The 26,983-nt window shown below is 41.5% G+C and carries 23 protein-coding genes; 13 read left to right on the forward strand and 10 right to left on the reverse strand.

The window, feature by feature from the left end:
• Positions 1 to 172 precede the first annotated feature (172 nt).
• The 6 genes from PseudUWO311_RS01575 (at position 173) to PseudUWO311_RS01600 (ending at position 6,011) form a co-directional block, all read left to right on the forward strand.
• Entirely contained in the window at positions 173 to 814 is a 642-nt protein-coding gene (locus PseudUWO311_RS01575; RefSeq protein ID WP_142653373.1) for a bifunctional 4-hydroxy-2-oxoglutarate aldolase/2-dehydro-3-deoxy-phosphogluconate aldolase, read from the forward strand.
• A 99-nt stretch (positions 815 to 913) separates the two neighbouring features.
• Positions 914 to 1,342: a Holliday junction resolvase RuvX gene (gene ruvX / locus PseudUWO311_RS01580; protein ID WP_142653338.1), complete on the forward strand. Its 429-nt coding sequence runs from the start codon at positions 914 to 916 to the stop codon at positions 1,340 to 1,342.
• A gap of 295 nt (positions 1,343 to 1,637) precedes the next feature.
• Positions 1,638 to 2,192, forward strand: a complete 555-nt coding sequence (locus PseudUWO311_RS01585; RefSeq protein ID WP_142653339.1) for a DUF3727 domain-containing protein — start codon at positions 1,638 to 1,640, stop codon at positions 2,190 to 2,192.
• Positions 2,155 to 3,246: an endolytic transglycosylase MltG gene (gene mltG / locus PseudUWO311_RS01590; RefSeq protein WP_223807400.1), complete on the forward strand. Its 1,092-nt coding sequence runs from the start codon at positions 2,155 to 2,157 to the stop codon at positions 3,244 to 3,246. The genes PseudUWO311_RS01585 and mltG overlap by 38 nt, the downstream gene beginning before the upstream one ends.
• 127 nt (positions 3,247 to 3,373) lie before the next feature.
• Positions 3,374 to 3,925, forward strand: a complete 552-nt coding sequence (locus PseudUWO311_RS01595; RefSeq protein ID WP_339375425.1) for a YqeG family HAD IIIA-type phosphatase — start codon at positions 3,374 to 3,376, stop codon at positions 3,923 to 3,925.
• A 148-nt stretch (positions 3,926 to 4,073) separates the two neighbouring features.
• A complete protein-coding gene (locus PseudUWO311_RS01600) occupies positions 4,074 to 6,011 on the forward strand; it encodes an APC family permease (protein ID WP_142653341.1) in 1,938 nt (645 codons plus the stop codon).
• Here PseudUWO311_RS01600 and PseudUWO311_RS01605 read toward each other — a convergent pair.
• A complete protein-coding gene (locus tag PseudUWO311_RS01605; RefSeq protein WP_142653342.1) occupies positions 6,008 to 9,004 on the reverse strand; it encodes a UPF0182 family protein in 2,997 nt (998 codons plus the stop codon). The two genes, PseudUWO311_RS01600 and PseudUWO311_RS01605, sit on opposite strands and share 4 nt — an antisense overlap.
• A gap of 193 nt (positions 9,005 to 9,197) precedes the next feature.
• Here PseudUWO311_RS01605 and argF point away from each other — a divergent pair, with 193 nt between their 5' ends.
• Positions 9,198 to 10,109 carry an ornithine carbamoyltransferase gene (gene argF, locus PseudUWO311_RS01610; RefSeq protein WP_142653343.1) on the forward strand — a complete coding sequence of 304 codons (912 nt, stop codon included), beginning with the start codon at positions 9,198 to 9,200 and terminating at the stop codon, positions 10,107 to 10,109.
• Between the two features lie 397 nt (positions 10,110 to 10,506).
• Here the strand turns inward: argF and PseudUWO311_RS01615 are convergent, their stop codons facing one another.
• The 3 genes from PseudUWO311_RS01615 to PseudUWO311_RS01625 all read right to left on the reverse strand — a co-directional run bounded on the left by PseudUWO311_RS01615 (position 10,507) and on the right by PseudUWO311_RS01625 (position 13,472).
• Positions 10,507 to 11,337 (reverse strand): hypothetical protein, encoded by an 831-nt coding sequence (locus PseudUWO311_RS01615; RefSeq protein WP_142653344.1) that lies wholly within the window; start codon positions 11,335 to 11,337, stop codon positions 10,507 to 10,509.
• Positions 11,338 to 11,542: 205 nt separating this feature from the next.
• Positions 11,543 to 12,868 (reverse strand): glutamate-5-semialdehyde dehydrogenase, encoded by a 1,326-nt coding sequence (locus PseudUWO311_RS01620; RefSeq protein ID WP_142653345.1) that lies wholly within the window; start codon positions 12,866 to 12,868, stop codon positions 11,543 to 11,545.
• A gap of 235 nt (positions 12,869 to 13,103) precedes the next feature.
• Positions 13,104 to 13,472 (reverse strand): response regulator transcription factor, encoded by a 369-nt coding sequence (locus PseudUWO311_RS01625; RefSeq protein WP_142653346.1) that lies wholly within the window; start codon positions 13,470 to 13,472, stop codon positions 13,104 to 13,106.
• A 229-nt stretch (positions 13,473 to 13,701) separates the two neighbouring features.
• Between PseudUWO311_RS01625 and PseudUWO311_RS01630 the strand changes: the two genes are divergently transcribed.
• From PseudUWO311_RS01630 to PseudUWO311_RS01645, 4 genes are all read left to right on the forward strand, one after another.
• Complete coding sequence (locus PseudUWO311_RS01630; RefSeq protein WP_142653347.1) at positions 13,702 to 14,343, forward strand: response regulator; 642 nt, start codon at positions 13,702 to 13,704, stop codon at positions 14,341 to 14,343.
• A gap of 146 nt (positions 14,344 to 14,489) precedes the next feature.
• Positions 14,490 to 16,040, forward strand: coding sequence for a peptide ligase PGM1-related protein (locus PseudUWO311_RS01635; protein WP_142653348.1), 1,551 nt, complete (start codon positions 14,490 to 14,492; stop codon positions 16,038 to 16,040).
• A 178-nt stretch (positions 16,041 to 16,218) separates the two neighbouring features.
• Positions 16,219 to 17,139, forward strand: coding sequence for a leucine-rich repeat domain-containing protein (locus PseudUWO311_RS01640; RefSeq protein WP_142653349.1), 921 nt, complete (start codon positions 16,219 to 16,221; stop codon positions 17,137 to 17,139).
• Positions 17,140 to 17,838: 699 nt separating this feature from the next.
• Positions 17,839 to 18,399, forward strand: a complete 561-nt coding sequence (locus PseudUWO311_RS01645) for a leucine-rich repeat domain-containing protein (RefSeq protein WP_142653350.1) — start codon at positions 17,839 to 17,841, stop codon at positions 18,397 to 18,399.
• Between the two features lie 383 nt (positions 18,400 to 18,782).
• Here PseudUWO311_RS01645 and menD read toward each other — a convergent pair whose 3' ends face one another.
• Together menD and PseudUWO311_RS01655 are read right to left on the reverse strand one after the other, a co-directional pair.
• On the reverse strand, positions 18,783 to 20,582 hold the full coding sequence (gene menD / locus PseudUWO311_RS01650; protein ID WP_142653351.1) for a 2-succinyl-5-enolpyruvyl-6-hydroxy-3-cyclohexene-1-carboxylic-acid synthase: 1,800 nt from the start codon (positions 20,580 to 20,582) through the stop codon (positions 18,783 to 18,785).
• On the reverse strand, positions 20,579 to 21,193 hold the full coding sequence (locus tag PseudUWO311_RS01655; protein ID WP_142653352.1) for a nucleoside triphosphate pyrophosphatase: 615 nt from the start codon (positions 21,191 to 21,193) through the stop codon (positions 20,579 to 20,581). Before PseudUWO311_RS01655 ends, menD begins: the two co-directional genes overlap by 4 nt.
• A 196-nt stretch (positions 21,194 to 21,389) precedes the next feature.
• Here PseudUWO311_RS01655 and PseudUWO311_RS01660 point away from each other — a divergent pair, with 196 nt between their 5' ends.
• The gene (locus PseudUWO311_RS01660; RefSeq protein ID WP_142653353.1) at positions 21,390 to 22,808 is read left to right on the forward strand and encodes a folate/biopterin family MFS transporter; all 1,419 of its coding nucleotides are present in this window, start codon (positions 21,390 to 21,392) and stop codon (positions 22,806 to 22,808) included.
• Between the two features lie 157 nt (positions 22,809 to 22,965).
• On the opposite strand, the gene PseudUWO311_RS01665 is transcribed toward PseudUWO311_RS01660, so the two are convergent.
• From PseudUWO311_RS01665 to PseudUWO311_RS01675, 3 genes are all read right to left on the reverse strand, one after another.
• The gene (locus PseudUWO311_RS01665; RefSeq protein ID WP_142653354.1) at positions 22,966 to 23,664 is read right to left on the reverse strand and encodes a hypothetical protein; all 699 of its coding nucleotides are present in this window, start codon (positions 23,662 to 23,664) and stop codon (positions 22,966 to 22,968) included.
• A gap of 63 nt (positions 23,665 to 23,727) precedes the next feature.
• Positions 23,728 to 24,645 (reverse strand): D-alanyl-D-alanine carboxypeptidase family protein, encoded by a 918-nt coding sequence (locus PseudUWO311_RS01670; protein WP_142653355.1) that lies wholly within the window; start codon positions 24,643 to 24,645, stop codon positions 23,728 to 23,730.
• Between the two features lie 150 nt (positions 24,646 to 24,795).
• Positions 24,796 to 25,497, reverse strand: coding sequence for a tRNA1(Val) (adenine(37)-N6)-methyltransferase (locus tag PseudUWO311_RS01675; protein WP_263402887.1), 702 nt, complete (start codon positions 25,495 to 25,497; stop codon positions 24,796 to 24,798).
• A gap of 287 nt (positions 25,498 to 25,784) precedes the next feature.
• Here PseudUWO311_RS01675 and PseudUWO311_RS01680 point away from each other — a divergent pair, with 287 nt between their 5' ends.
• The gene (locus tag PseudUWO311_RS01680) at positions 25,785 to 26,207 is read left to right on the forward strand and encodes a hypothetical protein (RefSeq protein ID WP_142653357.1); all 423 of its coding nucleotides are present in this window, start codon (positions 25,785 to 25,787) and stop codon (positions 26,205 to 26,207) included.
• Between the two features lie 131 nt (positions 26,208 to 26,338).
• Here the strand turns inward: PseudUWO311_RS01680 and PseudUWO311_RS01685 are convergent, their stop codons facing one another.
• A complete protein-coding gene (locus PseudUWO311_RS01685; RefSeq protein WP_190303356.1) occupies positions 26,339 to 26,875 on the reverse strand; it encodes an SPFH domain-containing protein in 537 nt (178 codons plus the stop codon).
• Between the last annotated feature and the right edge of the window lie 108 nt (positions 26,876 to 26,983).

Consider the following 26,983-nt stretch of genomic DNA (forward strand, 5'->3'; position numbering starts at 1 on the left):
GCGCTGGAAACACCAAAATCAGTTTTTTGAAAGCACGCCTACGGCGAGCTTTCAAAAAACTGATTGTTATTGTGAGAATTGCTGGAATCGTCGCCTATTGGTTTGCAAAAACAAAGCTTTGTGTAATGATCTGTGGCAGTCGATCGCAAATGCAAATTTTTGCAAAAATCCTGTGAATCCTTGGCTCAGTTTGTTGCAACAGCATCGCATTATCGCCGTTATTCGTGCTGATAATATTGTGACTGCACGGGAAATGGCACTTGCCGCCGCCGCTGGTGGGATTAAGCTAATCGAAATTGCTTGGAATACCGATCGCGCCGAGTCACTAATACCCAAATTGCAGCAGGAATTACCTGATTGCAAAATCGGCACAGGCACAGTTTTAGATCTAGATAGCGTGGAGAAGGCGATCGCCTGCGGTTGCAGTTTCTTATTTACACCCCATACAAATCCTGAGCTAATTGCTAAAGGTGTCGAGCATAATATTCCTGTAATTGCAGGGGCGCTGACACCGACTGAAATAATTGCCGCATGGCAAGCAGGAGCAGCAGCCGTTAAAGTTTTTCCTGTTAAGGTAGTGGGTGGAATTGATTACTTGAAGTGTTTACAGCCAATCTTGCGAGATATTCCCTTAATTCCCACGGGCGGGATTACTGTTCAAAATGCCGATGAATTTTTGGCAGCTGGCGCGATCGCTGTGGGTATTTCCAGTCATTTATTTTCGCCAGAATCAATCGCCGAGGATGATTGGACAACAATCATTGCTCGATCGCGAGCTTTAATTCAAAAAGTTCAACCATTTCAAAACCAGTAACATGTCTCGACCCATCAATAGAATTGCGGCGCGAAGCGCCGTAATTCTATTGATGGGATTTGGTAGCAACATGCCTAGCTACAGATATAAAAAAGATTTATGCAATATGCAGCATTAGGGCTAGATGTCGGCAGAAAACGCATTGGTGTAGCAGGATGCGATCGCCTTGGCATATCTGTACATGGCATCACTACGATTACACGCAAGTCATGGGATGAGGATATGGCAATCTTGCGATCGCTAATTATTGAGCGCAATATCGATACGCTTGTAGTTGGATTGCCATACAACATGGATGGCTCGCTTGGTCATCAAGCTAAGCATGTCCAGAAATTTGCTAATGGCGCTGCCAAACAACTCGGCATGGCTTTAGAATTTGTCGATGAGCGCTTAACCTCCTACGAAGCTGAAGAGATGATGAAGTCTCAAGGTATTTCTACAAGACATAACAAAGAAATGATTGATCGCAAAGCCGCTGCTTTGATTTTGCAACAATGGTTAGCGCTAAATCGTCAAATCGTCACATAGCGAAATCTCTCAACGAAATCTCTCAAAGCGTATCAATTCTCATTTTAAAAATTGGTTTATTTAAAGTCAGCCGCAGGCTGACTTTAAATAAACCAATTTTAGGTTTGTCAGCGCCTGCGGCGCTGGCAAACCTAAAATTGGTTTCATAATGAGAATTGCTGATAGCAAAATCTCTCAAAGTGAGACTTTACGATAAACTGTCACATTTGCTGTCATAATGCTTAAAAGCGCCAAAAGCCTTATACAAGAGGGTTTCTCTGAGCTAGTAGTGCTATAGGATACAAAACAGCAATCTATGGAAGGATCGACGATCATACTTACGGATGACGCAGGTAAGAGCTTGCCTTGCACTGTCGAAACCGCGTTTAAAGTGGACAGCACCGAATATTTGTTGCTGCAACCAGTAGACTTTTCTGTGCAAATCTTTGCATGGCAAGAAACCGATGACGAAGAAGAGACTGAATTAGTCGATGTCACTGAAGAGGAAATTGATCTAATTTTCCCAGTAGCTCAGGCGGTTTTAGCAGAACAAAATCTTTCCCTCAAACGTTCTGCACATACGTTGACCGTTCAGGGCGAATTACCTGAACCAACTGAAGACGATATCATTGAAATTGATACCGAAGAAGATGGAAACTGTGGTGAATTTCAAGAACTAGCTCATTTCTACTATGAAGAGCAAGCTTTTTCTGTATTTACATCCCTAGATCCTTTGATGTTTATTGCCAAAGTTGGAGATGATGGTCAACCTGAAATTCTCACTCCTGATGAAATGGTAGCCCTTGAGCCTTATGTGGAGCAATATCTAGACCATGTCCTCAGCACAGAAGATGCCGAAGAAGAGATCTAATTGGCTGTTTTATGGTGTTGCCGTTCCCTTAACTATCCTAGTTACTGGCATAGCTAGCAGTTCTTGGTGGATCTGGGCAAGTGCAGCACCAAGCAATTTTGGGGCAAAGATTCGATTAACTATATCCGATGGGATGCCAACCCAATCAATCGCGCAAGAGCTAGAAGCAGCAGGCGTAATTCGCTCTAGCTTGGCTCTGCGTTTGTGGGTTACGTGGCAATCATTGCGAAGCAATGAGCCAGTAGCCTTGAGAGCAGGAACCTATGACTTTGCTACTAATCAGTCATTGCCAGAAGTTGTTGCTCAAATTCAGACCGCAAAATCCTCAGAAATCCGATTTACGATTCCTGAAGGTTGGTCGATTGCACAGATGGCAGATTTATTTGAGAAACAGGGTTTTTTTACGGCTAAGGATTTTGTGGCGGCAGCTCAGCGGGTCAGTCCTCGGCGACGAAACTGGATTCCTGAAGATGTGCCCAGTTTGGAGGGGTTTCTATTTCCTGATACTTATCAAATCTTGCCATCAGAAGCGACACCTGATCGCATAATCGATTTGATGCTTGATCGCTTTGAACAAGTAGCTTTACCTGTTTATCAAGAAAATCAGTCTGGTAAGCCAAAGGTTAAAGTTAGCCTCAAAGACTGGGTCACTCTGGCAAGTATTGTTGAAAAAGAAGCAGTAATTGAATCTGAGCGGCGGATAATTTCAGGCGTTTTTTGGAATCGCATCAGAAAAAATATGCGTTTAGAGTCAGACCCCACGGTTGAATATGGCTTAAATATCAAACAAACTCCTGAAAATCCACTTACCTTAGAACAGGTGCGGACTGATTCGCCCTACAATACTTACTTAAATGAAGGGCTACCTCCAGGGGCGATCGCTTCAGTCGGTTTAGCTAGTCTCAAGGCTACTCTTGATCCTGCAACCACTGACTACTTATTCTTTGTGGCTAAGTTTGATGGCAGTCATGTATTTAGCCGTTCTTTAGAAGAACACGAAAAGGCTTTACAAGCGATCGACAAAAAAATCCAGCAAAAAACACCCAAACAGTAATCAAAACCCAAAAGAGAGTTGCGGCGCTAAGCGCCGCAACTCTCTTTTGGGTTTTACTGAACAGTTGGTCGAGGCGCAACTGTTCTAGCACAAAGCGCTGTAAGATATTCTTAATTATTTAATTAACATTTTCAAAATATTTGTGAAACCTTGGCAACTTATTTCTCCTGACTTAGTTTTGTCAGCACCAATTTACGCGATCACTCCGCAACTGATGGGAGTTCATGGTTTACGCGGTCTGATTTTGGACGTGGACAATACGTTAATTGGTGATGATGAAGCCGATGTGTCAACGGAAATTCGTATTTGGATCGAGCTAATGCGGTCAAAATATCCCATCTGGCTAGCCAGCAATAACTTTAGCGATCGCCGTATTCAGAAGGTCGCAGAGAGTTTAAACCTTCCTTATCGTAGTCGCGCTGGTAAACCTTCGCGGCGAGTGGTGCGTCAAGTTCTCGAAGCAATGGAATTGCCAGCTTCTCAGGTAGCAATGGTAGGCGATCGCCTATTTACAGACACCATTGTTGGTAATCGCTTGGGCTTATTTACAATTTTGGTACAGCCTCCTTGTGAAGAACTTGTATTTAAGCCATCGATCGCCACAATATTTAAAGCGCGATCAAGTTTTCTTCGCAATTGGGAAATTTGGATTGCCCGTAAATCTGGTGTAAAAATCTAAAAAGCAGATTTGGTAATTAGAATTAGCGATATCTACACCTTTCTGATATCAATAGACATAATAGATAGAAATCAACAATGAATTATTGAGATAAATATCTCAATAATTCATTGTTGATTTATTTTTCATAATATGTAGGATTGTCTCAATGACTGCACCGATTGCTCCATCAATTAACTATCACAGGTCTTTAATGCGTTGGTTATTGTCAGACAATCGCCACGAAAAGGGCGAGGGCGATGGACATACCCCAAAGCATTCTTGGTGGCAAGTAATGTGTTTGACGGGCGTAGATTATTTTTCAACACTTGGCTATCAGCCGGGCATTGCGGCTTTGGCAGCAGGTGTACTCTCACCGATCGCCACATTCATTTTAATTTTATTAACCCTATTTGGGGCATTGCCAATCTATCGCAGAGTTGCCGTATCTAGTCCCCACGGTGAAGGTTCGATCTCTATGCTCGAACATTTGCTCCCTTGGTGGCAGGGAAAGTTATTCGTGCTGTGTTTACTTGGGTTTGTTGCTACTGATTTTATTATTACGATTACTCTTTCGGCAGCCGATGCCACCGCCCATATTATCGAAAATCCCCTTGTCCCAGAGTTTTTTCGAGGACAAACGATCTCGATCACCCTATTTTTAATTGCATTACTGGGTGGAGTATTTCTCAAGGGATTTCGTGAAGCGATCGGCATCGCCGTGTTTTTAGTTGTTGTCTATTTGATCTTAAATGCCGTAACGATTTCCGTTGGGGTATATCAAATTGCCATTCATCCCGTCGCGATCGCGAATTGGCAATCACTTCTTTTTGCTAACAACCAAAATCCACTGCAATTAATCGGAATTTCAGCGTTAATCTTTCCCAAATTAGCTCTAGGATTATCTGGATTTGAAACTGGTGTCGCCGTGATGCCACTGGTCAAAGGTTATAAGAACGATACAGAAGAGCATCCACGCGGACGGATTCGCAATACTTACAAAATGTTGACGACCGCAGCGTTGATTATGAGTTTCTTCCTGCTCACTAGTAGCCTCGTTACCACAATCTTGATTCCTGCCGCCGAATTTGCTACTGGTGGAAAGGCAAACGGACGCGCCCTTGCTTACTTGACGCATCTATATTTAGGAGATGGATTTGGCACAGTTTATGACTTAAGCACGATCGCAATTTTGTGGTTTGCAGGTGCATCCGCAATGGCAGGGTTGCTAAATATTGTGCCACGCTATCTGCCTCGCTATGGCATGGCTCCAAATTGGACATTGGCAACTCGCCCTCTAGTTTTGGTGTATACAGCGATCGCCTTTTTTGTCACCATTCTATTTCAGGCTAATGTCGAGGCTCAAGGTGGAGCTTATGCCACAGGAGTTTTAGTGCTAATGAGCTCCGCTTCCTTTGCGGTAACTCTGGTGGCGAGACAACATGGCTCAAAGCGAAGTATGTTCGTTTTTGGTAGCATCACCTTTGTATTTGTCTACACGACGATTGCCAATATTATCGAAAGACCTGAAGGTATAAAAATAGCAGCTACATTTATTGGTGTAATTATTGTCACTTCTCTAATATCAAGGGTCTGGCGCTCTACGGAACTGAGAGCAGAGACTATTGAAATAGATGAAATGGCGCAGCAATTTATTGCTCAAGAGAGTCAAAGAATTATTCGCATCATTTCGCATCGCCCCAACCGCGGTAGTGAAAATGAGTATGCAGAGAAAGAAATCAAAACTCGTGAAGACAACCATATTCCATCTTCTGATCCGATTATCTTTTTAGAAATCAAAATCTCCGATCCGTCAGAGTTTTCTGGAAAAATCATGATTCAAGGAGTTCAGATTGGTGATCACCGTATCCTGCGATCGCAGGGTGCAGCTGTCCCAAATACAATTGCGGCAATCCTTTTATATATTCGTGATCGGACAAATAAATTACCACACGCCTATTTTGGTTGGGCTGAAGGTAATCCAATTAAGTACTTGATGCGATTTATTTTATTTGGTGAAGGAGATATAGCTGTAGTTTCGCGTGAAGTACTTCGCAAAGCCGAAAAAGATCCTGAGCATAGACCAGTTATTCATGTTGGTGGCTAAGGTGGTGTTGCAGGTGCTTCGACTGGGCGAATGATCGGTGGAGTAATCTCTTGAGCTGGTTTAAAGATTGCTGCGATCGCTTGTTGTAAAGTTTGTGCCATCACAATGCGATTCTCATAGGCAACAATTACGCGGACTAGGGTCGGCAATTTATTTTGAGTTGATTCTAAATAAAGTGGTTCTACATATAAGAGTGATTGTTCTATGGGAATAATTAACAAATTCCCTTGAATCGCTCGCGATCCTTGTCGATTCCAAAGTGAAATTTGTTGAGAAATAACTGGATCTTGGTTTATTCTGGCTTCGATTTGTTCGGTTCCATAGACAAGTATTTGCTTAGGGAAAGTATAAAGTAGAAGTTTGCCATAGTTCTCTCCATCAGATCTTGCTGCTAACCAAGCTACTAAATTTGTACGTTCTTTAGGAGTGAATGGTAAAAGCAGAATAAACTCCTCAAAGGGAACCTCAGGCAAACTAGTAATCAAGTAATAGGGTTCTACCAATCTTGGTTTGTCACCATAGACTTCATTGGGAATTTGCCATTGATCTTCACGGTTGTAGAACACTTGAGCATCAGTCATGTGATAAGTCATCAAGCGCTCTGATTGAATCCGAAACAAATCAACGGGATAGCGCAAATGCTGACGTAAAGACTCCGGCATTTCACTTATCGGGTTAAACAAATCAGGAAAAATCTTTGCCCATGTGTGAATAATCGGATCGCTGGTTTCGGCAATATAGAAATTCACATTGCCATGATAAGCATCAATCACAACCTTGATCGAGTTACGAATGTAATTGAGCCCTTCTTTGCCAATATCTGAATAGGGATAGCGATCGCTGGTTGTATAGGCATCAACAATCCAGTAGAGATTACTGGGATCATTAGCTTGATCATTAGCCTGAGTCTTGGTACTTGTCGCCACTAGATAAGGATCACTGTCATAGCGCAAAAATGGAGCGATCGCCTTAATCCTTTGCATAATGTTCCGACGAAACAGTAACTTGGTTTCGGGCAGAAATTCTGGAGTTACCGCCATGCGCCAATCATTCAGATATTTGGCAAATAACATCCGCCGCCACCATGAATCAAGAGCAATACCACCTCTTCCATCGTAAATGTTGTAAACATTATCATTGTCGCTAGGATAATCTAGCTCCTTTACTTTTGTCCCAGTCATCACATAGGTATCGGTATTCTCTCCGTAATAAATACGAGGCTGACCAATCGGGATACTTGTCCGCACTGCCTCGCTAGAAGTGGTGAGAGGAGTACCTTCGGTGATGCCAATATCTTTAATAAAATATTCAGGCAAGCCCCCTGCTGCAACCCGATTGACTGGACTCAGCGTAAATCCATAACCATGGGTATAAATCAAATGTTGGTTAACCCAAGTTTGTGCTTCTTGAGGAACTGCTGCATAGTCTAATTCTCTCGCTGCTATGAGTACCTGTTGTTGACTAGCAGGAGATTTAGATAGCTTCTCTTCATTAATCGTATAGCGATCTATATCTGCATCAGGAAAACTGTAGTAGAGACGGATTTGTTGCAGTTGGCGATTGGTTGCAAGTAGGGGCTGTTTATCCCAAAGTCGAATATTCCGAACTGTAAGATCATTCTTTTGAATAGATTTTGCCGTTAATTTGCCCTGCGGATTAAAAACTTGAGAACTAATACTTTCAAGTCCAAAGGCTTCACGGGTAAAGGAGATTGTGCGTTGGATGTAGGGCTGTTCACGGGCGAGTTCATTCGGCTGTACGATTAATGATTGCACTGCGATCGGTAAACCCTCACCAAGCCCGATCGCCATCGTCAGATATAAGATTAATACGGCTACTACGGGCTTACGGCTGACAGGCTGGCGATGAAATCTAATCCATCTCAAAATCAAGTAAATAGCGATCGCTAAAGCTAAAATACTGAGCCCTGTGTAAACTGGCAACTGCACCACATTATCGGTATAACTAGCACCATAGGAAACTCCACGTGGTGAATATAAAAGTTCATAACGATTGAGCCAATAGCTAAACCCAATGATCAACATCACAACGCCGCCAAGTCCGTAAAGATGGCGCTGTTGAGCGTGGGAAATGCCGATAAATTTACCTTCGCTAAGACTATTCCCCGATAGTAAATAGGTTAAAAGTACGGCGATAAAACCATATAGGCAAATACCGACTAGCCCAAATTCCAAAACTTCCAATGTGGGCAAATTGAATATATAAAAGCTAATATCTTGATTGAAAACTGGCTCAGTTCGTTCAAAACTAGTGGATTGAAAGTAGGGAATAATTCGCATCCACTGCCGTGAGATCACCCATGCTGTAAATGCACTGATCAAACATGCGATCGCTTTCAGTAAAAACTTGGGGTAAACCAACAAAGCGATCGCTACCACAATAGTCATGACTGCTGAGAATCGCTCTCTGAAGATCTGAATTACCAATTGACCGATCAAATCTGGTCTAAATAGTAAAGGGGCGATTGGAGCATTACTTGGCTGAATCACTGACGGTCGCCATTGCGCGATCGCGACCTGTCCATAATGAATTATGAGCAGGCAAATTAATAGGCTCAAGCCCACAACTAGCGGCAATAGCCAACGCAATCGCAGAGAAGTCGGGATATATTTGGATGATATTGCTTGCTGCTTATTTAGTTGCTGATTTGGAGATGTTCGCCTTCGTGTTTTAGACTGTTTTCGTTCAGCATCGCTAGGCAAATCAGCATATTTCAGCGTTTCAGCAGTCTGCAAATTCCTAAGTAGATAGACTAAAGCGATCGCGAATACGGCACTGCCCAGCCCAATTTGCCAAGTAAGCCGCAACAAATACATTGGCAAATAGCCCATCTCTTGAAACCATAAAATCTCTGCCCCCAATCGCGCCACGATTTCACTGGTCAAAACTAAACCCGCAATCCCCAGCAAGGCAAAAATATAATAGCGCTTAGATAAATTAAATGTGTTTAGTTTTGCAGAGATTAACTTCATGATTTTATCTGGAAGCACTAGCCCCGTTGAGGCAAGTTTGGGCTAAAAGCTCGCACTTGTCTCAACGGATTGGCTTAAAATTATTTTTTAGTCCACTTCAGTGGACTTTAGTTTTTAGCCAAGAACTTGAGTTCTTGGTTTCAGCTGTAAGTTGATGATACAGTCATTACAAGATCTTTTCTAACTAACAACAATGGGAAACCTTCAGGGACGCGATCTTCTTAGTTTGGCAGATTTGCAACCAAGCGAAATTCAGGAATTGCTGACTCTTGCAAAACAACTCAAAGCAGGAGAAGTCCAGTTTGACTTTCAGCGTAAAACCCTTGGATTGCTGTTTCGCAAAGCATCAACAAGAACGCGAGTTAGCTTTACCGTCGCCATGCATCAACTGGGAGGACATGTCATCGACCTCGATCCAAATGTGACGCAAGTCAGTCGGGGTGAGCCGATAGAGGATACCGCCAGAGTACTCGATCGCTATTTGGATGTTTTGGCAATTCGCACTTTTGAGCAAGCGGAGTTAGAGACTTTTGCCAAATTCTCGAAGATGCCGATTATCAATGCCCTGAGCGATTTGGAGCATCCATGTCAAGTCCTTGCGGATTTGCTAACCGTGATGGAAAACTTCGGCTCTTTAAAAGGATTAACCCTTACTTATCTAGGTGATGGCAATAATATGGCGCATTCCCTGATGATTGGTTGTGCTCTTGTTGGCATGAATGTTCGTATTGCTTCACCGAAGGATTTTATGCCCGATCCTGCTGTTGTTGCTCAAGCAAAAGCTCTAGCTATTAATTCCGAAGTAATCGTCACTGATGATCCTAAATTAGCGTCACTAGCAGCTCATGTCCTGTATACAGATGTATGGGCAAGTATGGGACAGGAATCAGAAGCAGAAGATCGGATTCCTATTTTCCAACCCTATCAATTGAATGCGAAACTTATGGCTTTAGCCGATAAAGATGCGATCGCGCTGCATTGCTTACCTGCTCATCGTAGCGAAGAAATTACTGATGAAGTAATGGAAGGTGCTCAGTCTCGCATTTGGGATGAAGCCGAAAATCGTCTTCATGCTCAAAAAGCTCTGCTAGCTAGCGTTCTCTAGATTTGCCTACACAAACTAAAGATCAATCATAATTGCCCTAAATAAAATAGAACAGATGCAAATGCATTTGTTCTATTTTATTTAGGGCAAAGACCAGAAATATTGTTTCCTCCCCTTATAAAGCCTACCGTGTACACAAGTCTCTCTGTGTTCGTTTCGATTTATCTAAGACCCCTAAATCCCCCAATTCTGGGGGACTTTGAAAAAGATTTATTTTCTTGTTCCCCCAGAATTGGGGGCTAGGGGGCTTAGTTAACTACTGACTTAAGTTGGTTTTTATGACTAGTGTGTACATCGTAGTCTTTGCAAGATGATGTTTAGAGTAGGGTAATTTCCTTGATTTCACACACAAGCTGAGATGTCTATACACACTAGCTTGCAAAGGGGGAGAAATTATTTAGAAAAATACGACACGACTATCAAAACCTTGACGACGAATAGTTTGACTCAAAGTCTCAGCACTACCTCGATCGGGATAGCCCTGTACCTCGATATATGTGCCACGATAGGAAGATCTTAGTTGAGCATTAGGCGCGATCGCTTGTACTCTTTGCAACTCAGACACTAAGCCTGTAGGAATAATCACGAAATAGCGTAGCTGTGCGCCAGCAGGTACGCTTTGAGATGGGATCGCTGGAATTCCCTGAGCTTGTACTGACTGATTTTGTGGGGGAAGTGGCTGAGGCGATCGCACAATTTCGATCGCATTACTATTAGGAAACTCTGAACCAGGGACATTTGGTAATGGCTCATTTGTCCGTGAAGTCGGAATCGGAATTGATTCCACAGGAATCGGCGCAGATGTGGATGGTGGGTTATTGTTAGGGATAGGAGGAATAGAACTTACGGGTGCAGAGGGCAAAGTAGAAAACTTACTCTGGACAGTTTTGATCTGTGGATTTAGTCCTGCCTGACTAAACTGAGCAGCGCGACGTTGGGCCAGATTTAAGTTATTGAAGCGACCTAACTGTACAACCTGTTCGCCTGTATCTAAACGGCTAGCAAATGCATCTGGAGCCAATATCTTTGCTTGTTTGATATTTGCCACATTGGGTAAATATACGAGGTACTGTGTACTACTAGCATTGCTGGGAACTGCTGGAAGTGAGTCATTTGGGAAAGACTGGGCATTAGCGGAGCCGCTAAAGTTGGCTATGGTGCTAATACTCAAAAGAGATACTAGTCCAATGGCAGTGTTACGAAGAGTGTTTTGTGTGAGGAGTCTCATATGCTTGTGCTGAAGGTAGCAAAAAATGAAATTGGGCGAGATTGTACCATACTCTACAAGACTGACATAAGCTCTTTTAGTTTCAAGTTAGCTATAGATGCTTGTATCAAGACACATCAAAAACCAAAATATTAAGAGGCGGCGCAAAGCGCCGCCTCTTAATATTTAAAAACTAAAGGTGACGCTTTGCGCCACCTTTAGTTTTTTATAAATCACGATGGGTAAAAGCCTTAGCATTTGCCCCAGCATAGTCAGCGACAATATGACCATTTCCCCCAAGTCGATACTTATAAGTAACTAAGCCTTCTAATCCAACAGGACCACGAGGAGGCATCTTGTTGGTGCTAATGCCCACCTCTGCCCCAAATCCATAGCGAAAACCATCAGCAAATCTGGTGGAACAATTGTGGTATACACCAGCTGCATCAATGTCACTCGTAAATATATCGGCGATCGCTTGATCTTCAGTGACGATCGCTTCAGTATGTTTAGAGCCATAGGTAGTGATATGGGTCATTGCTTCTTCTAACGAATCAACAATTTTGATAGACAAAATCAAGTCACAATATTCCGTTGACCAGTCTGATTCATTAGCAGGATTAATCGCAATGATTTTTTGGATGCGATCGCAGCCTCTAAGTTCTACGCCTTTCTCTTGTAAGGAGGCTAAAGCTAATGGTAAGAATTTGGGTGCGATCGCATTATGCACCAACATTGTTTCGATCGCATTACAAGCCGCTGGATATTGGGTTTTGCTATCAACTGCAATCGCTACTGCTTTATCTAAATCTGCCGACTCATCTACATACAAATGGCAGACTCCATCGGCATGTCCGAGAACAGGAATATGGGTATTGGTTTGGATATAGCGGACAAACTGATTGGAACCTCTAGGAATAATCAGATCGATGAGTTTATCCATCTTCAAGATTGCCAAAGTTTCTGCGCGGGTGGTCAATAGCTGCACCACATGGGGCGATACACCGCCATGTTTTGTAAATAGCTCTTCTAATGCTTTATACATGACAAAAGCGATCGCTTCACAGGAATGGACAGCTTCACTACCGCCTTTGAGAATTACGCCATTACCTGACTTAATACCTAGCGCGGCAATTTGGGTAACAGCATCAGGACGCGCTTCAAAAATCACCCCAATTACGCCCAAGGGACAAGACAAACGCTCTAATACTAGCCCTGTATCTAGTTCACGATGAATCTGGCGATCGCCAATCGGATCATCAAGGCGGATTACATCGCGTACGCCTGCGACCATACTTTTCAGTTTATTTGCATCCAACTTGAGACGAGCGATCAAGGCGCTAGACAATTTGTTCGCATTAGCAGCAGTGACATCCTTGTGATTGGCTGTCAAAATCATTTCAGTTTGTTGTTCTAAGGCGACTGCGATCGCTTCTAATGCGTTATTCTTCGCCTCGCTTGGTAATTTTGCCAAGGCGATCGCAGCAGTGCGAGTACGTTGGATCGACTCTAATAAATCTTGTGGCAAATCTATAGGTACATTCCCAGACACGTTAATCTCAATTACTTTTCGTGGACTACAATTTTAGAGCAGAGATTTAGTTAACTAAGACTAGCAAATCTCCACTATTTTCCTATCTTACAGCAATTACCGATCAAACGAATCACTAGATAAACTTTGAAAGTGTTGCGAAGCAACACTTTCAAAGTTTATCTAGGTTTGGGCTTAAGCGCAAAGCGCTGTAATACGAAAAGATCATAAGGTAGTAGAATGGGCATTGCTCAACTTACGATATTCTTAACAACTCATTTACTGTATTAACCAATTCCTCTGGGCGAAAAGGCTTGCCAATATAAGCATTTGCTCCTTGGCGATATCCCCAATGACGATCGACTTTGGTGGATTTAGTCGAACACATGATGATATTGATATTCCATGTTTCAGGATTGTCTCTCAGTTTGCGACAAAGCTCATAACCATTCATTTCAGGCATCACAATATCTATAATCGCGAGATCAGGATGTAGCTCTTCAGCTTGGGCGATCGCTTCCACACCATTTTTCGCAGTTACAACTTCAAATTGATTGTTTTGGAGCAAGCTAGTAATCATTTCCCTTTGAGTTTTACTATCTTCAACAACAAGAATTTTGGACATGGAAGGAATCCTCTAAGCTCTACATTTCCATCCTAGATCTGAGGCAGAAATTGCACATGAAGACTAAGTCCTGAATCTGCTAGTACTTTAGTCCCATAAAAAATTGGGACTATCGCTACTTGTTCGTTACTATATAAACAGCTAATCTGAGGTCACACCAATTCTCGAAAGTATTACTGCTGGTTTGAGAATTAGTCTGAAGCGATCGCTCAAAGCATAGGTAACTTCCATGAAAATCCGCATTTTACTTGTTGACGATCATTCTTTTATTCGTCGTGCGTTGAAGATTTCTCTTGGTGATGAATCTTCCTTAGAAATTGTTGGAGAAGCCGAAAATGGACAATTCGCGATCGCGCAAGTAGAAAGCCTTCAGCCAGATGTTGTTCTCATGGATATCCAAATGCCACTTATGGATGGAGTGGAAGCCACCAAACAAATTTGCGATCGCTTTCCTGAAACAAAAGTCTTAATTCTCACTGTTGATGATACGGAAGAATATGTTTCACAAGCTCTAAAATATGGAGCCTCAGGATATATCTTAAAAAATACGTCTCCCGAAGAATTATCATTTGCCATTCAAGCTGTCTATCGAGGCTACATGCACTTGGACTTAAACCTAGGCAGAAAAGTAATTGCGCGAGTCCCAGAGATTTCCGAGGTGTATACAACTGATTGGGACAAACTCACTCCAAGAGAGCAGCAAATAGTAAAATTAATTGCTACAGGTGCAAATAATGAGGAAATTGCCAATCAGCTTTATATATCCACAAGAACTGTAAAAAACCACATTACCAATATTCTGAGTCAGCTAAATTTACGAAACAGAACTCAGATTGCGATCTTAGTTACTTCGATTCTTAACTATTCGTAACTGATATCACATGGCAAATAAATCTAAAATTGTTCAAAATAGCTGTCGCACCCAAAAAATTGAACAGCGGCGCGAAGCGTCGCCATTCAATTTTTTTTGGTTGTAAAACATAGGATAGGATAGCGATCTCAGGAGGAAGATAAAGCATGGTTAAAAGAGGAGATAGCTTTATTTCGCAAGGATCGGCAGCGCGATTTCGAGATTTGCAAATACAACTACGCGATCGCTGGCAAAACATCGAGCAATTCGATAATAGTGATTACGATATCCTGGTAGTTCCATCTTTGACCCTTGATCCATCGGAGCTCAAAAAAGTTGAGGGCAGTCATCATTACGAAGAGCGTTTACTATTTTCTCTGATTCGTCTTCGTAATCCTCGTAACCGTCTCGTTTATGTGACCTCCCAACCTTTAGCGCCAATCATCATTGATTACTATCTACAATTATTACCAGGAATTCCATTTTCCCATGCGAGAGAACGCTTAGTCACACTCACAACCTATGATGCGGCGGAAAAGCCGCTAACTCAAAAGATTCTAGAACGTCCACGCTTGATTGAAAGGATTCGACAATCGCTACGGATTAACAAAGCCTATATGATTTGCTTTAATTCCACACATTTGGAACGTGAGTTGTCGATTCAATTGGATATTCCTTTGTGGGCTGTCGATCCTGACTTATTGCATTTGGGCACTAAAAGCGGTAGTCGTCAAGTATTTGCTGAGGCAGGAGTTTCGCATCCTGATGGTAGTCAACTCGTATGGACACCTGAGGATTTAGCGATCTCTGCTGCTGCATTGTGGGAAAGACAGCCGCATCTCAAGCGTATGGTGGTCAAACTCAATGAAGGGTTTTCGGGCGAAGGAAATGCAATTTTATGTTTAGACGAGATTTCGGAAACTATTAACCAAGGAGCGGGAACTTGCAGCTTTGAAGATCTCCGTGGGGCAATCTCTGAACGCTTTGCCTCCATGCGCTTTCAGTCAAATCATGAGACATGGTCAAATTATGCGCGACAGATTCCAGAATTAGGTGCAATCGTCGAAGCCTTTGTCGAGGGTGAAGAAAAGCGATCACCAAGCGTACAAGGTCGGATCGCACCAACTGGTGAAGTGGAAATCCTTTCTACACACGATCAGATTTTGGGAGGTCCCGATGGGCAGGTCTATCTAGGCTGTAGTTTCCCTGCTGATGCCGCTTATCGTCTTCAGCTTCAAGAAATAGGTTTAGAGATCGGCAAAAATCTCGCTAGCAAAGGTGCGCTAGAGCGCTATGGTGTGGATTTTGTGGCGGTAAAGCAATCGAACGGCTCTTGGGATTTACAAGCGATCGAAATTAACCTTCGCAAGGGGGGGACGACACATCCATTTATGACATTGCGGTTTTTAACTAATGGGAAGTTTCAGCTTGAAGATGGTAAATTTTATAGCCGTCAGGGACAAGAGAAATATTATGTAGCGACTGATAATTTGCAAAAGTCACAATATAAAGGACTTTTACCCCACGATTTGATGGATATTATTGCCCACCATCGTTTACATTTTGATAGCAGCACTGAGACGGGAACAGTATTTCACCTGATGAGTTGTTTGTCAGAATTTGGTAAGTTAGGGCTAACGAGTATTGGTAACACTCCCGAAGAGTCACAAGCAATTTATGAACAAGTAGAGCAGGTGCTAGATCGCGAAACAAGTTAAACCCTAAAACTCTAAAATACTTAATCTGCTCTCCTAGATTGTTTTTGATTGATTTTTAACAGTTGAGATTTTGACGATCATGTCCACAAATCAAAAATAGCGATCGCGCCTAAATTTGCTTATCTATGGTGTTGGGTTGCTATTATTTTATTAGGAAGTCCAAGGTGATAAAAAATATATGAGACAAAATTATTTAACAATTAATTTCCTTGTATCTCTATCTTGTTTTCTATTTTGCACTTTGTTTGACCGAGTATCTGAAGGTCAAGCTAAAGACATGGATTCATACAGCACCTTTTCTGATTTTTGCGTCAACAAAAGTAAGCTTGACAAAGAGACAAGCCATACTGTAGACCGATTACTCATAGCGGCTGAGACATCTGATTGCGAACTAGCTAATAAACGGTTAAGTAACCTAGAACTATTACGTTTACCTAGACAAAGGATCTCTACTCTCCTTCCGTTTAAGTCTTTTAAAAATCTTGTAGAGTTAGGGCTCTATGAAAATCAGGTCAGTGATTTAACTCCACTGAAATCTTTGACTAATCTTGAAGTACTCGTTCTTGATAAAAACCAAATTACAAATATATCTGCTCTCAGGTTTTTAACTAAATTAAGATACCTGAGCTTAGAAGATAATAGACTTACTAATATTAATCTATTAGGTATTTTGCCTAATTTAGAAGAGCTTTATTTAAACAACAATAAAATCACTAATATTAATTCGCTAAGTTCTTTAACTAATTTAACCAAGCTAGTATTAACTAATAATAAGGTTGTCGATATCAAGCCATTAGAAAAGCTTATAAAAATGGAAGAGCTTGTTATTAGTGGTAATAGCATCTCTGACATCAGTCCTCTTAGTGATCTGAAAAACTTAACCTTCCTGTCTGCTATCAAGAATCAAATTTCTAATGTGACACCTTTAGCATCTTTGATAAATCTAAGGCGATTATTTCTTAGATATAATAAGATTACAGATATTAGCTCATTGAGTTCACTTAAAAATCTAACTAATCCTCTTGGTCTGGAAGTTTCAAAAAATCCAATTATTAATAAAACTTGTCCATTTGAAGATAAAGACATTTGTAGATTTTAGATTTATATGCAGACTCGCAATTATACCTACTTGAATTCGACAATTCTGATTTGTCAGTGATAATTCCGATTTGTCTATGATCTGCTGTAACTGCTCAACCTGCGATCGCAGGTTACTTTTTGAAAACTAGGATTTTTGCGATCGCAAGTTGATTTTTAAAATTTAGGATTTTTGCGATCTCTTATACATTTCTGAAATAGCGATCGCAAGTTGCTTTTTAAGAGTTAAGATTTAGGCGATCGCGTACACAAGTATGAAAAGAGATCGCGGCAAAATTTGATCATCCATGGTATTGGGCTGCTACTGTTTTATTGGGAAATCCTTGGTAACCAAAAGTATATGAGACAAAATTATTTAACAATTAATTTCCTTGTAGCTCTATCTTGTTTACTTTTTAGTACTTTGTTTGACAAAGCATCTGAAGGTCAAGCGAAAGATATGGATGCATACAACTCCTTTGCCGATTTTTGTGCCAACAAAAGTAAACTTGACAAATAGACAAGCCATACTGTATAACGGTTACTCTAAGCGGCTGAGACATCTGATTGCGAAATAGCTAATAAACTGTTAAGTAACGCAACATCAATACGTCTACCTAAAGAAGGTATCTCTAGTCTTCTTCCGTTTAAGTCTCTTAAAAAACTAGTACAGTTAAGACTCAGTGAAAATCAGATCAGTGATTTAACCCCACTAAAATCTTTGACTAATCTTGAATTACTCATTCTCGATAAAAACCAAATCACAAATATATCTGCTCTCAGGTTTTTAACTAAATTAAGATACCTGAGCCTAGAGGATAATAGACTTACTAACATTAATCTATTAGGCATTTTGTCTAACTTAGAAGAGTTTTATTTAAATAACAATAAAATTACTAATATTAATTCGCTAAGTTCTTTAACTAATTTAACCAAGCTAGTATTAACTAAAAATCAGGTTGTCGATATCAAGCCATTAGAAAAGCTTATAAAAATGAAGGAGATTGGTATTAGTAGCAATAGTATTTCTGACATCAGTCCTCTTAGGAATATGAAAAATTTAACCTTTCTCTCTGCCTCAAGAAATCAAATTTCTGATGTGACACCTTTAAAGTCTTTGATAAATCTAAGACAATTATTTCTAAGTTATAATAAGATTATAGATATTAGTTCATTGAGTTCACTTAAAAATTTAAATGATCTTGAGGGTTTAATAGTTTTGGGAAATCCAATTATCAATAAAACTTGTCCATTCGAGAAAAAAAATATTTGTAGCTTTTAGATTTATAAACAGATTCACAATTATATTTACTTTAATTAGACAATTCTGATTTGCCAGTAAGAATTCCGATTTGTCTATGATGTGCTGTAACTGCTCAACCTGCGATCGCAGCTTAATTTTAAAACTAGGATTTTTGCGATCGCAGGCTGCCTTTTGATAATCAGGATTTTTGCGATCGCGTACACAATGCTGAAATTGCGATCGCGGATTGTTTTAGGGAAGTTAAGGTTTTTGCGATCTCACATACATTTCTGAAATAGTGATCGCAGTTTGATTTTTAAAACTAGAATTTTTTTTGCGATCGCGTGCATAATTTGCGATCACAGCTTGCTTTTAAAACTAGGAGGTTTGCGATCGCAAACACAATTCAAAAATTTTGATCGCTAAGCACTATAAAAATTGCGATCGCAGCTTTCGATCACCTTATTCCAGATCTCAAAATGGAGTTCTTTATTGCGCTTGCGATCGCTTCTAATTTCTAAAACTTGAGTTCCTACAGCACTCAGAGAACTCATCACGCGATCGCGAAAATCTTGCCAATCTTGAATGAGAATATGTTCGCAATCATAGGCGGAGATAATTGGCGCAAAGTCTAGACCATGTGCTGTGCCAAAGAATTCTTCAAAGGTATCTTCATATTTGGAAATTGGTAACAAATCAAAAATACCACCACCATCATTATTAAGAAGAATTACCGTCAGAGAAATATCATATTTTTTTGCCGCCAACAATCCATTTAGATCGTGATAAAACGCTAGATCTCCACAGATAAGAAGCATCGGGTGATCGCATCCCCATGCAGCACCCAGCGCACTCGACAAAGTTCCATCAATGCCATTTGCACCACGATTTGCTAAAACGGTAATTGGGCGATCGCTATGGAAGAATGTATCCAAATCGCGGATGGGCGTACTGCTTGCCACATAAATAAAAGTATCGGCAGGAAGAATTTCTGCAAGTTCCGCATAAACCTTACCATCAAATAATTCTTCAATTGTGGCTAGAGATTCGGCGATCGCATGTTCGGCAATACTTTCTGCTAATTCAAAATCTAAACGCCATTGTTTATCTTGCCAAATCGGTTGGGCATAGTTCTCTAAATAATTGGCTAACTGTTGGCAAAAGCTCGCAGGATTAACATTTAAGGCTTGGGTAATTCCATGGGTAGGATCGCTATTGGTGCTGCCGACCACGATTTGCTGACAGCTAATGTGTTGCTGTAACCAGAGTAAATAACTTTTGGAAGTTGGCATGGCTCCAAAACGGATCACAATTTCTGGAGCATGGGCTTTACAGAAGTTTGGCGATCGCAAGAAGCTATCATAATGACCAATTTCGTCAGTACGATGTGCTCCTGTGGCTTCGATCAGCAATGGATAGCCCGTAGCCCTTGCCAAGCAACGCACAGCATCTAAAAACTCTGGCGGTGAGTCATATACTCCTACAACTAGCACACCTCTAGGATGACTAATAATTTGATTAGCAATGGAGGCGATCGCATCCGTACCCAGCGATCGCATTCCAGCAATTACTTGACTGTAAGCCTCACCTGAAGGATTACCAAACATTGCTTCTGGACTGCTGAGAGCTAAGTCTTCTGGTACATCATTAGCAACTGGTAAAGGTGGCATCGGATCAGCAAAGGGGAAGTTGAGATGGACTGCCCCTGCGGGTGAATCGCCTTTGCCAAGTGCAATGCTTACAGAACGACCAATTAGCGATCGCAAATAGCGCAATCGAAAACCGAGAATCTCTGGTGTTCCCACTTCAAAAAAGTAGCGAACATGTTTTCCATAAATATTAATCTGATCAATAGTTTGCCCAGAACCACAATCGCGCATTTCTGGGGGGCGATCGGCGGTCAAGACTACAAGTGGAATTTGACTGTAATAGGCTTCAATAATCGCAGGATAGTAATTTGCAGCCGCAGTTCCTGATGTGCAGAGCAAGGCAACAGGAGCTTTTTGGACTTTTGCTAAACCGAGGGCAAAAAAGCTGCTTGAGCGCTCATCAATATGCACCAAAATCTGAAAATCTGAACTGCGATCGCGCAATTCAGCAAAAGCAATCACTAGTGGCGTAGAGCGAGAGCCAGGAGAAACACAAACTGTCCGCACACCTGATCGATATAGCTCTTCAACAACAATGCTTGCCCAAAGTGTATTTCGATTGGCGGTATTCATCTGATGGTAGTTCCATTAGCACTAAAGTGGAGGCTATAGCCGAGTTCGGTTAACATTTGACGCAAGATCGGCAAGCTCAATCCCAACACATTAGTGTGACATCCTTCGATTCTTTCAATTAATAATCCACCTAGCTTCTCCATCGTAAAACAGCCCGCACAGCATAAAGGTTCGCCCGATTCCGCATAGCTGCTAATTTCTGCATCCGTAGCATTAGCAAAATACACCTTGGTTACACCGTGACGCATCACCGATCGCTGAGTTTTAGCATCAATTAAATAATGCCCTGTGTATAGCTCACAATAATTGCCACGCATCTTTTGCCATGTAGCGATCGCTGTTTCCTTGGAGTCAGGTTTACCGTAGATCATGCCATTGAGATACATTATCGAGTCACAGCCCATAATTAGCGCATTCTGTCCTGTAAATTCGGTTGCGATCGCCTTAGCTTTGCATTGAGCCAAGGTCAGTACTAGTGAAGTAGGATCGCTAACCTGAATCGCATCTTCATCAAAATAGCTGACTTTGACAATTGGTTTAATCCCAGCATTTTCTAAAATGCTTTTGCGGGTGGGAGATGCGGAAGCAAGGACAAAAATGGGATTGGGCATAGGATCTAAAAATGGGAATTGAGAGAAAAGATGGAATCTGTACTAATTGTTCTCTCATCTACCCTACCGTATTTTCGTGAGCGTCATGATTTATTCGCGGCTCCATTGATTTACACCTACGAGTACTACACGATTTTCTGCATTGATACTAAAATATACTTAGATTAAAATTTCTTAATACTTGGGCAATCGTATAGTGCTAATCCAATCAGACTGGCTCAAAAAACTACGAGGGCGCTCGTTTGACCTAGAGCTAGGGGCGATCGCAGTTATTTATTTTGTGCAAGGTGCAATGGCAATCTCTCAACTTGCCGTAAGTTTCTTCCTTAAGGATGACTTAGGGCTAAGTCCTGCGGAGGTTGCCTCAATGGTTGGGATTACGATGTTACCTTGGACTGTTAAGCCCTTATATGGTTTGATATCTGACGGATTCCCAGTATTTGGCTATCGTCGCCGTCCTTATCTCTTGCTGTCGAGCATTTTAGGGGTTTTTGCGTGGATTAGCATGGGGTTATGGGTCAAAACTCCATTTTGGGCGATCGCGATGATTGCCACTGGTTCTCTATCTCTTGCCTTTTCTGATGCGATTACCGATGCACTGATTGTCCAACGCGCCAGACTAGAGCCAGAGGGCGATGCAGGTTCATTACAGTCTTTTAGCTGGATTGCTTCCTCAATTGGTGCGATTATCTCTGCATATCTGAGTGGTTACCTGTTAGAACAATTCAGCGCAAAATTTGTTTTTGAGATTACCGCGATTTTGCCGCTTTTGGTGGGTATCTCGGCATTTGCGATCGCTGATCCGCCAATGTCCACAATTTTTATTGTTGCTCCAGATCCTGCCAATAAGTCGGAAGATGGGTTGCCACCTACTCAGCCTGCAAATTTATCGAGAAATTCGCAAATCTGGATGTCGCTAAAGTTCAACTTTGTTCAACTGCGTCAGGCTTTCACGAATAAGGCAATTTGGTTGCCTGCTGCCTTTCTATTCTGTTGGCAAGCATCGCCAAGTGCTGATACTGCTTTTTTCTATTTCACGACTAATGAACTAAAGTTTAATCCTGAATTCCTTGGCACGGTTCGGTTCTTCGCGAGTTGGGCGGGATTACTTGGTGTGTGGTTATTTCAGCGCTTTTTTAGGGCTGTGCCGACCCGCAAGATTTTCTTTTGGACAACCATTATTTCAACTTTATTAGGGCTTACCAGCTTATTACTAGTTACCCACACCAACCGATCGCTAGGTATTGACGATCGCTGGTTTAGTCTTGGTGACAGTTTGATTTTGACCGTAGCTGGTCGCATTGCCTTTATGCCCGTTTTGGTGTTAGCGGCTCGACTATGTCCTGAAGGAATTGAAGCAACATTGTTTGCCCTGTTGATGTCTGTTTTGAATATTTCGGCCCTATGTTCTTTTCAGTTAGGAGCTGGTTTGACCTATCTTCTAGGTGTTACCGAATCAAATTTTGATAACCTCTGGTTATTAGTTTTAATTGCTAATTTAACTAGTCTTTTGCCACTTCCACTCTTAAAGTGGTTACCAGATGAGAAAAATGGCAAGCCAGAAGAAGTTTTGCCTCAAGTGCCTGCTCTCACAGAAGAAGCACTCAACTTATAAAAACTAACTATACAGAAATTGCTGTTCAAACGAGCCACAAGATAAATCTTGAAAGCGTTGCAAAGCAACGCTTTCAAGATTTATCTTAATTTAGGGTTGAGCGCAAAGCGCTGTAAAAACAAATTATAAAAACTAAAGGCGGCGCGAAGCGCCACCCTTAGTTTTTTGCTATAGAAAGTTGTTGTTCAATAGTTTGACAACAATCCTCGACGGTTGCTCCATTGAGCATTTTCTCGGCAAGGGCAATTAGCACCGAACGCCGATCGCTTAATAAATTACGGGCATTTAGCAACGCCCAACGCTCTTGGGTCATCGGGTTAGGTAAATGAGCAATTGCTTCACGCAAGCGTTTCATATCATCAATACCGCCTTCAGTTGCTCCTTCGCACATCAGTTGTTCAGCTGCGATACCTGCCATATATACAGTGCTATAGCGATCGAGCAAATTTGCTGATAAATTTGCTGAGTTAGGAGCTTCAGCGCTCTCGATTTCCACGCCACCTTCAATGCCCGTAAAAGCATCATCAGCTAATATTTCGCCTAGAGATCGCCCAACGATACCCGCGATCGCGTAGTTCACAACTCTAAAACCAAGCACATGAGCGGCAAGAAAATGCCCAGCTTCATGATAGGAAACTCGCTCACGGTATTTAGGCGATCGCGCCCTCAGCCATGCCTGAGTATATGCCCCAAATTTCCCTTGCCAAAAGCCAATATCAATCCCCCAAGCACTAAGTAAACTAATAGCGATCGCAGCGGGGACAACTGGTGATAAACCTGCCATTGTTCCCACCAAAGACATCATCGTAATTGTAAATATGGCGATCGCTAATAAATCAGTGGCAGTTACATTCATGACAAGGTTCAACTCGAGATAACTTAAGACAGATAAGGGGCTTAAGCTACTTGTCTGTCTTAGTTAAGGTTTTTTAATAAAGGAAGTACTAGGGTTAGATTTCTTGTAAAAAGTTGCGAGGCTATCATCATCGCCGACAAATCGCCAATGCCAAGGCTCATACATTACACCCTGAGGATTATTGGGCGGGAAAGACATCTCAAAGCCATACTTAGCAGCGTTATTTTGCAACCACTGAAAGGCAGCAGTTTTCTCGAAGTTAGTAGATAGATTTGCACTTGGTACAGCACCATCACCAATATCTAGAGCATAGCCAGTGTGATGCTCGCTATGCCCTGGAGGAGCGCTAACTTTTGCCCTTTGAGCTGGGGTTTGGTTTCGTTGTTTGCTAATCTCAAAGAAAAGTTCTTGCTGCTCAGCGATCGTTCTAAAGCCTGAAATTACGACAAAATCTACACCGTCAGCCTTAGCATCTGCTTCCATTCTGAGAAAACTTTTTGCTGCTGACTCATGTAGCTTAATCTCATAGCCATCTCCCGCTCTACCTATAGTGCGTAATTTGTTCGCAGGAGCTTCGCTAAATGCATGATGTCCAAATAAATCTGGTGGACTATTGGATTCTTTCGCAATAACTTCTGGATTAGGCTTAGTGTCATTGCCTTTAGCCGCAGGAGTTGCACTTATAAATGGCGCAGTAGGAATAGCCGATGGTTGCGAATTTTGCGGAGAAGGTTCTGGCTGTGAACTTTGCTCGGATGAAGTAACTTCTTTAGGCTGATTTGCGGCGTTGGCATTTAGAGCGAACCAGATGCGGGTGCTAACAATCGGGGATAAAAAAGCTAGTACTGCCAAACCATATGCCCACCAAGGAACTGATTGTAGCGATCGCGAAATTGTATTGACTTTTTCTGGTTGCTTTTGGGGTGATCGGTTAGGATCGCTGACCCTTTGAGCAACTGGGATATCATTTTGGGTAGGCATAGGTATACAAACGTTTGAAGTTTTAACCAAGGTTAAATATACACAATAAATAGCTTGGCGTAATTAAAATCCAGATCCAAGCCCTGTATCGCCAGTGCAGCAAGAAGTACAGGCTGAATAATTAGTGATGTTCGACAAAGCCGAACATCACTAATTATTCAATGGGCGGGGAGTACTTACTACAGACAAATTTAGGTAAAAGTCTTGTACTAAATTAATGTATTCCTTTGTGTAGATATGTTTGCGCTCTTCTACTATCAATATAGCTTCTTGAGTTTGCCTCTGAGTTGAACTTAATGTTGAACTTAATTCTAACAAGATGCGTTTGATGATAGTTTTTGGGGTTGGTTTGACATTGACTTTGCGATCGCAAAATAAGTGAAAACCCTTGGCTTTATTTAGGAAATTATCAGCTAAATCGGTCGGATAAATAACGGCTAAATGACCAGTTGGCTTTAGTAACTGCGAGGCGATTTGGAGAATATCTGTTTGAGAAAGGCTGTCACTATGTCGCGCTAAGTTTCTTGACTTTTGCGATGATTTACTTGCCTTTTCAAAAAAAGGAGGGTTGGAAATAATTAAGTCATATTGCTTAGAGCAACTATTGGCAAAGTCTTGAATAGGAGTATGAAAAATATTTATGCGATCGCCCCAAGGTGAATTCTCAATATTTTCTCTAGCTTGCCCATATGCATCATCATCAATTTCCACTGCATCAATATTTGACAATGGCGATCGCTGTGCCATCATCAGCGCTAGTAGACCTGTCCCAGTTCCGATATCCAGAATTTGAGCATTTTCAGATACATTTGCCCAAGCTCCTAACAAAATGCCATCTGTCCCTACTTTCATCGCACATTTGTTTTGAAAGATTACAAATTGTTTAAAGCAAAAAGAGGGATTTCGCATTTTCTTGCTAGCGATCGCTTTGTTTACGATGTCTGTTAGAGTTCAGGCTAATCAATCTGCGATCGCTATAATATTTCTTTTCAATTGTATTATGCTAAAAAAAAGAATTATGGCAGGATAGCGAAAACTACAAAGCTTGGTTAGCCTCTGTCACTAAATTAAAAAATTATGTCAATTGAATTGATATGAATTGATAAGATTTAATCATTTCGCTGATTGGGAGACACTCAATGGGAACTACAATTTGGGTATTAAGTAAGAGCAAGATGACGGAAGGCGATGACTTGGATCATTCAGCATTGTTTTATGCTGTGGAGATGCTCGATCCTATATGTGAGAAATTAGGTCTGGTGAAGCTCTCTTCATTCCTAGATTGGACGGACTTTAATATAAACATGTCTGAAGATGAAGAATTCCCTGACGAGGATACATTGCGAGATACAACATCATGGTTTAGCCCTTCAGAAGCATTACCAATGCTAAGAGCTTTGCGAGAATATGTGAAAAACAGTGAATCTGAGCGCAAAAGTCTTTTTGAGCAAGGTAAAGAACATCTCTCAGAAGAATTGATTGAAGATTTAGAGGATTGCATCGCAAAGGTTGAGCAGATATCTGCCGATGGTGATTTATTCCATTTCTGTGTCGTCATGTAAATCTAAGGCGTAGCATTTTAAGAAACAAACCCTGTAAGGTTTTTAAAAGCCCAAAATGGCTACGCCATTTTGGGCTTTTGTATAACAAAAAGGATTGTTGAGAGCGCGATCGCCAAAATCATTCGCCAAAATCATTTTTTTGGCTCGGAACTGTTAGTAGGAGCATTGACATTAATAAAGGGTAAAGCTCCATTACTAGACATTACTACTGGAAATTTACCATCCCATTTCTCGATCGCCTGTTTCTGTAAAATTTCTGGACTCAAAGATGTCTGTAACAACTTTTGGGCTTCTGCTTGCCCTCTAGCACGAGCAATCATCGCTTCTGCTTCCTTAGCCGCCTTCTTCGACTCGTAGTCTGCCTTTTGAAGTTCCTGTTCTGCGACAATTTTTGCCGAAATTGCTTGTTGCTCGGCAATTTGTTTCTCTTCTGTTGCCTTAGTAAATTCATCAGACGCTGTGTCGTTCAAAACTGATAAATCGGTTACGACAATGCCATAGGAATCTAATCGTTGTTTCGCTTTTGTTTCTAGTTCCTGTTTCAGCTCTGTACGTTCGATCAAATTCTTCTCAAGACTTCTTGCTGGAATACGAGCTTTCACAATTTCCTCTAGAACAGGAGTGATAATTCGGGCTGTTAGCTCTTCATTAGACCTGTTGGGAAACAAAAGCAATGTTTAGAGGGGATTTTGCTCTTTCCATCTGTTTTTAAGAAGCGTCCAAATAGAAGTTCCATAAGCCAGCCGCATTCAACATAAGACGATCATCAAAATCAG

It is taken from the genome of Pseudanabaena sp. UWO311, assembly GCF_006937785.1.
GTDB lineage: Bacteria > Cyanobacteriota > Cyanobacteriia > Pseudanabaenales > Pseudanabaenaceae > Pseudanabaena.